General features: G+C 45.5%; 4 protein-coding genes. All 4 read left to right on the forward strand.

Annotated features, from left to right (window positions below; genetic code table 11):
* Window positions 1-304 precede the first annotated feature (304 nt).
* Window positions 305-1642: a FecR family protein gene (locus tag ACO0KZ_RS06345; protein ID WP_422993877.1), complete on the forward strand. Its 1338-nt coding sequence runs from the start codon at window positions 305-307 to the stop codon at window positions 1640-1642.
* 129 nt (window positions 1643-1771) lie between these two features.
* A complete protein-coding gene (locus ACO0KZ_RS06350) occupies window positions 1772-3760 on the forward strand; it encodes a CHASE2 domain-containing protein (protein WP_422993879.1) in 1989 nt (662 codons plus the stop codon).
* A gap of 13 nt (window positions 3761-3773) precedes the next feature.
* Complete coding sequence (locus ACO0KZ_RS06355; RefSeq protein WP_422993881.1) at window positions 3774-5204, forward strand: hypothetical protein; 1431 nt, start codon at window positions 3774-3776, stop codon at window positions 5202-5204.
* Between the two features lie 447 nt (window positions 5205-5651).
* On the forward strand, window positions 5652-7093 hold a 1442-nt coding region (locus tag ACO0KZ_RS06360; protein WP_422993883.1), incomplete at its 3' end, for a DUF4214 domain-containing protein.

Genomic DNA, 7093 nt, shown 5'->3' on the forward strand with positions numbered 1-7093 from the left:
AGCTTGTGCAATTAAAGTTGAGTTCGCGCTGGGAGCTCAGCTTGGTATTTTTCGCAAGCCTTAAAAAGTAATGTTGAATTGATATTGAATTAACGATGCTAGCGGGCGGTAAATATAAACAATCTGGACTACGTGTGTCCAAAATGCAGAGTTTTAGCCATTATTCCTGACTAATTTCTAGTATAACCGATTGTAGTTTGATTGAAGCTGCTATACTACGAACGTAATTTTTGTGATAGTAAGTCGGTATTGCGCCTGAAAATAGCGGGGCGATACCCAGTTCACATACTTTAGGGTGACGGTTATGCGTAGTAAATATATTCAATCGGTTGAGCTTTGTTCGGTAATTCTGCTGGCGTGGCTATTCGCGTTTAATGCTTATGCAGCAGATATCGCGGGCACTGTCAGTTTCGTGATTGGCGATGCGCAAGTCATGCAAGATGGACAAATTCAAAAAGTGGCTCGCGGCCAAAATATTTTGGTCGGTCAAACTCTTCAGACAGGCGATAACGGACATATCCATCTGCGCATGATTGATGGTGCATTCGTGAGTTTGCGTCCATCTTCCCGGATGAAGATTGACGATTATAAATACGATCAAGCATCCCCATCTAACAACAGCATTAAGTTTAATGTTGAGCAAGGTGTAGTGCGCAGTATCACAGGTAAAGCGGGTGAAGCTGCTAAAGACAAATATCGGATGAATACGCCATTGGCAGCGATCGGTATTCGTGGTACCGATTTTGTTGTGCGCGTGAGTCAAGAGCTGACACGTGTGACGGTGCAAAGTGGTGCGATTGTCATGTCGCCACTGTCTAAAGATTGTGCCGCAGCTGGGTTTGGTCCATGTAACTCCGAGAATTCCCGCGTACTTTCCGCGATCATGAAAAACACCGACTTAGAGTTGCGCGGCATTTCTAAAGTGCCTCGTCCAGTGCCACAAGATAAGTCTACCGAGACACCAAATGTAGTTGCGCCACCGCGTCCAGAAGAGCCCAAAGTATCTGCTGATAGTCAGCCAAAGGCAGTAGTGTTGCCGGCTACTCCTTTGACGGTAATTTCTGTGGCAGAAGTTAACAAGACTGAAAACAAAATTGGCTCGAAAGATCCAGTTACGCCTGTTACTCCAGTAGTCTCTGCGCCAGAGTTTTGGTGGGGACGTTGGAGTACATTTTTGACGGAAGAGCAAAAAAATGGCAAAGGCAGTATTGCAAGCGTTGCATTGCCAGGGCGTGACGTGGTGAGTAGTAACGATGTTTTTGGTTTGTTTAAAGAAACGGCGAACATTACTATGCCGTCGAGTGGACGCGTTGGTTTTAAATTGGCAGAATCCGAAGCCTACGTGATGGATGCTCAACGAGCGATTAGCCCTGCAAAGATTACTTCGCCTAGCTTAACTGTCGACTTTGAGCAGCGTCGTTACGAAACTTCTTTGATCGTTAGTGGTAAAGACGCTTCTCAAGTATCTATTGGGTCTGCCGGACAAATTAACTTTCAAGGTGCTTTTATAAGTCAATCGGGTACCCCAAATACAACGATAGAAGGAGCTTTGTCGAAGAATGCTGATCAGGCAGGCTACTTATTTCAACGTAACCTCTCCAACGGAGTTTCTGTTCTCGGAGCGACTCGCTGGGTAAAATAAGCCAGACAAATGAAAGTCAAGAACTTCGCCTTGGTCGGAGTTCTTGGCTTTTTTCGTTAACGGCCATGTATAGCGCACCCGCGATTTACGGCTTACTTAAGTGCTTGTTTTGCTTTGGAAAGCATATCCATGCCGAATAGAAGTGCGACTTTTTTTAAGATACGTGAGCGGTGTCGTGCAGCGTTGAATTTTGCTTTGAGAGGCGGCTCGGCTTTCTTTATTTTTGCCGCGTTGGCCTTATCTTTCTTCATACCCCAAGTTTTTCCCACGCTATTTAAGCCAGTTGATTATTTGCTCAATGATTTTCGTACTAATCAAGTAAACAAAGGTACCCCCGTCAAAAGCATTGTGATTGTGGATATTGACGAGCGTAGCTTGCGTGAGCAAGGCGCATGGCCGTGGTCTCGAGAGAAGATGGCAAAACTCATTAGTTCCCTGCTGGATGAGTATGGTGCTGCTTCGGTTGTGATGGATATGACATTTCCTGAGCAGCGAGTTAACGAAGCCGCATTTATGCGTCAGGTGGCACGTCCGCAGGTCGTTGGGGGTGCTGTTTTTGCTTTTAAGAAGCATGATGATATCCACTTAACATTGCCTTCGAACGCGCCAGCGTTTCAATTTGAGAAAAACCAGCCAGTCACAAGAGCTGTTTTAAGCGTCATTAATCACCCAGATATTCCCTTTGCGAATGTAGGTCATATCAACCGACTGACGGATGCCGATGGTTCGATTCGATCCGTCACCCCAGTGATTTGCGATTTGAGTAAGCAGGCGCGCTGCCTTAGCACCTTGAGTCTGGCAGCTTATGCTAGTCAATTGCAAAGTCCTACGTTTGCCATGCAGGCGGGGCAGGGATGGCTTGCGCCATACTGGACGCTCGATATTTACGACAAAATGGATGGTGTGACACCACTTAAGATTAATAGTATTCCTTTGGGTAAGTCAGGTGAGCTAATCGTACCTTACCGGCACAAAAGGAAGGATCATTGGATTACAAATGTCTCGGCGACCGATATCCTTGATGGGCATACCAACAAGCTCTTATTAGATGGGAGTATGGTCTTTATAGGTGGTACGGCACTGAGTCTGGCCGATTTGGTTGTGACGCCATTTGGCACTGAGTCGCCTGGATTTTTACCGCATATAGAAATTCTTTCAGCCTTATTGGATGGCGAATTTTCGGTGCAGCCTCGGTTAGGTAATTGGATGGTGTTTTTACTCCTGCTTCCTTTCGCATTACTTTGCATTTGGGCGCAAAGGAATTTTCAGCAGCCTCTGCAGCGATTCGCCTTGCTACCTGCTTGGGCCGCATTTACATTTAGCGTTAGCATTTTCTTTGCTTTATGGGTATTTCAGAAATGCCATCTGCTATTACCTTTATTGCCGATCTTCCTTTTTCCGATATTGGCACTGTTATTAAGTTTTTCTTATCAGCTTTATCGTATTGGTAGTGATAAAATTAACATTGTGAAACTTTTCTCTGCTTATTTGCCAAAACAAGAAGCGAGTAGGTTGACCCAAAACAGTCAGATTAGAAGCGCAATCGATGCCGATGTTGATGCGACCCGGCGTGAGATCACGGTATTGTTTGCAGACGTCAATGGCTTTGCAAAAATTTGTGAGGAGTGCTCGCCTGAGGTGATCGCAAGGCTCATGCACAAAGTATTTACGGTGATGTCTGCCGTTGTTGTTCAGCATAACGGTACGATAGACAAATTTATTGGCGATGCCATCATGGCGTTCTGGAATGCGCCGCAAGATGATCCCCAGCATGCGCAACATGCATTAGATGCGGCACTCGCGATGCAACAAGAGATAGCTGCGCTCGATGCATTTTGTGTCGAACATGGGATAGCGCCTATTGGCATAGGCATAGGTATAGAAACAGGGGTAGCGCTAGTCGGTAATTTTGGCTCAGAGCACAGAAGAACCTATACCGCGATGGGTGAGCCAGTGGTTTTGGCCAGTCGTTTAGAGGGTATTACTCGTACTCTGCAACAAAGTATTTTAATTGGTGAACGTTGTGCCCAGACTTTAGGTTTGGATCAACTGCAATCCTTAGGCGGTACGCAGGTGCGTGGACGTACTCGTCCTATTCACATCTACGCGCCGCGATAGACAGTAAAAACGCATGCACATATCAAAAAATCGTCATCCGAAAAAAGTTTTACCTAGATTTTTGTTGCTTGCCACATTGGGTGGCTTGCAAATAATCAGCACTCAATGTGCTTTTGCAGCTAGTTCGCCGCCACAAATGGTATCTGCTCAGACTTCATCTGCGCAGGCGCCAGCAATCCCCGCCGATGTATTAAATAATCAAATCAAGAGCCTAGTTGCCTCGGGCCAATTGCGAACTGCCTTAGAGCTCATGCAAGGCCAAGAATCACACTATGAGAATGATGCAGAGTTTTTTTACAATATGGGGCGTTTAGCGTCGCAGTTAGAGCAGCACCAATTGGCCGCTAATATCTACGAAAGAGCGGTACTGATACGCCCAGAATATGTTGGCGCTTGGTTGGAGCTGGCGATCGCCAATTTTGCGCTAGGCAATCGTGATATCGCGGTTTCTTACTTTGCATATATACAAGCGAACTTCTACCCGCCAAAAGAAGTCTTGCAAGCCATAGAAAAAGAATTAGAAAAATATTTGCTTGAAAAAAGCAAGAACAAAGCCTGGAGTTATTCGTTAGATCTGTCCAGCGGGGTTGATACCAATGCCAATAGTGGGCTGCGTGTCGATAAGCTGAGTCTGACAGATGGCGAGCTACGAGAATTTTATACGTTGGACGACAAGTTTAAAGCGCGCACAGATCGTTTTAATCAGCTCGGCGTAGGTATGCAGTATGCCAATTACACGCCAGAACAAAAGGTTTCGTTTTTCTCCAGCTTAAAACAAAAAAGCTTTGTTCAAGAAACGGAGTTCTCTACCTTGGACGCACAAGCCAGTCTAGCCTATCAAAAGAATAGCGTTTGGGGTGAGCTCAGCTACTGGTTGCAAGTGCAACATATTTCATTAGGCAACCTGCCCACACTATTTAATAGCAAGGTACAAGCTCAGTTGGAGCGACCGTGGGGGGCTTGTGCTTACAGTGTCGGCGCTGAATTGGAGCGGCGGTTCTTTTTGCAAAGCCCTAACATGGATGGTCGCTTGCTTTGGGCGCAGGGTGGGCTATCCTGTAGCATGGCAATATCCAATGTCCCTCTCTATTTCAACCTAACAAGTCGGATTGGGCAAGATTTTGCTACGCGTCAGCGGGCTGGCGGAAACAGTCAGAATAAGGAAACGGCTTTGCAAATCTCAGCAGCCTTTAGTAAAAATTTCAAAGCGAGCCTTAGTCAGACCTATTCCAGCTCGCATGATGTGGAAGGATATAGTCCCAAACTTGAAAATAATGCAAAGCGCAGAATTGGTCGTTACATTTCTCGATTGCAATTCAATTGGTCACTCTCACCGTCATTCGATGTTTTGTTCAATTTTGAGAACTATCACGTCAACACTAATATCGCGCTATTTAAACAAGGTGGAAAAGTTTTCAGTGTTAATTTAAGGCAAGCTTTCTAATGCTGTAGGGTGTCCCATGCGCATCGGTCGCCGGCCAAGCGATAGGCGCGAAGAAGAAAACTTCATGACGTATCCAGTCTAATCTTCCGCCTGCGCTGGGACGTTGGTAAACGTCGTTCAGTTGATTAGATTCAAAGACTTAGCGAATTGTAATGGCGGGTATACCAAAAGAAACGATAGTCGGCTAGAATTGACGGTTGCTGTAGAAACGTTAAATTTGTTAAATTTGTTAAAGTGATTTTTCAGCAAGAAGTAAGGCAAGTGCAGTAAAGAGTAGTAAATGTTGTAAAGAAAACCCAAAATAAAGCGTTGTTTTTGATGATAATCTTAAAAAACGTGACGTAGGTCACACTAATTAAGTTCTGACTTGAATAATATACGCTCGACAAGAGGCGCATAGCGTCATCTTGGCTTTGGTATTTAAATTAATCCTACTAGGAGTTCTAAATGGCTATAACAGCAGCAATGCGTACACAAGTAACTGAATTGTACGTTTCCTTATTCGGCCGCGCACCAGAGCGTGACGGTCTGGCATTTTGGGTTGGTAAATTAGATGCAGGCGCAACTTACGCGCAAATCGCTCAACAAATGTTTGATGTAGAGCCAGCACGTGCATACTATCCAAAATCATCCACTAACAAAGAATTGGTAGAAAAATTCTACTCCAACGTATTGGGTCGTGCTGCTGATGCTGACGGCGTTACTTTCTGGACTGGCAAATTTGATGCAGCTGGTAAAGTCACTGTTGGTGACGTGTTCGCACAAATCATCTCAGCGGTAAAGAACTACTCAGGTACAGACGCAGCAGCGTTGGATTCTAAAGCCCTGTTCTTGAACAAAGTTGCAGTTGGTGAATACTACGGTTTCACATTGAACAGCAATGATGTTGCTGGTGCAACGACGATCATGGCTAACGTGACTAAAGACCCAGCGTCTGTGGATGTTGCTAAGCAAACTAACGGTAACAACCCAGTGTTGACAAGTGGCACAGACAAAGTATCTGGCGTGAATTTCACATCAGAATTAGTCTACACACCAGGTGGCAACAACCGTATCAACTCCCTGCAAGATGAAGACGTCTTGACAGGTACAGGTACCGTCAACAAATTGACAGCAACTTTGGGTAACGCGAACGACAACGGCGGTACAGCGATTACACCAAAATTGAACAACATCAACTTGTTGGATTTGACATTCTCTGGTTCTTCATCTGCTGGCAACATGTCCAACAATGCGGTAACAGATTTGGATTTGCAAGATGCGACTAACGTTAAAGAAGTAGCGATCAGCCGCGTATCTAGCGTATCAAACGTTGCACGTATCGAAAACATTCAAGCTCGTTTGGACAAAATGTCCATTTCTAACTCGAATGCAAACAATACAGGCGCGATCGAGTTCTCATTCGGTACAGACGTATTGAAAGGCGACACAGCGGGCGCGTTGGCATTGTCTAACGTTCAAGTTGGCTCAGTCAACATCGGTGCAAACACAAGTGGCACAGGCGCAACTGGCGTAGCAAACACTGGTTACGAAACACTGGCATTGAGCAGTGATGGTGCTTCTGCAAACTCTGTAACTTCATTGAATTTGCCAATGGACACAGGTACTGCTGGTAAAGTGACGATCACAGGCAAAGCAAACCTGTCATTGGGCGGTACAAGCAATGTGGTGAATGCTGCGAACGGCACTATCGAATCCGTGAACTACAACGGCGGTATTTTGCAAGCAGCTGGCCGTTTGTCTGCAGTTGATGCAAGCGCATTCGAAGGCAACCTGACGATCAACTTGGGTAACGGCATCTTCACAACTAGCAAAGCTGACACATCAGGTCAAGTACAAAACGTGACAGTCACTGGCGGTAAAGGTAACGACACGTTCATCTTGGCTGA

Source organism: Undibacterium sp. Di24W (assembly GCF_049340325.1).
GTDB lineage: Bacteria > Pseudomonadota > Gammaproteobacteria > Burkholderiales > Burkholderiaceae_D > Undibacterium.

What these genes read in the sequence shown, in the direction of transcription:
- ACO0KZ_RS06345 (WP_422993877.1), top strand. Translation starts at nt 305, where the DNA reads ATGCGTAGTAAATATATTCAATCGGTTGAGCTTTGTTCGGTAATTCTG.
- ACO0KZ_RS06350 (WP_422993879.1), top strand. Translation starts at nt 1,772, where the DNA reads ATGCCGAATAGAAGTGCGACTTTTTTTAAGATACGTGAGCGGTGTCGT.
- ACO0KZ_RS06355 (WP_422993881.1), top strand. Translation starts at nt 3,774, where the DNA reads ATGCACATATCAAAAAATCGTCATCCGAAAAAAGTTTTACCTAGATTT.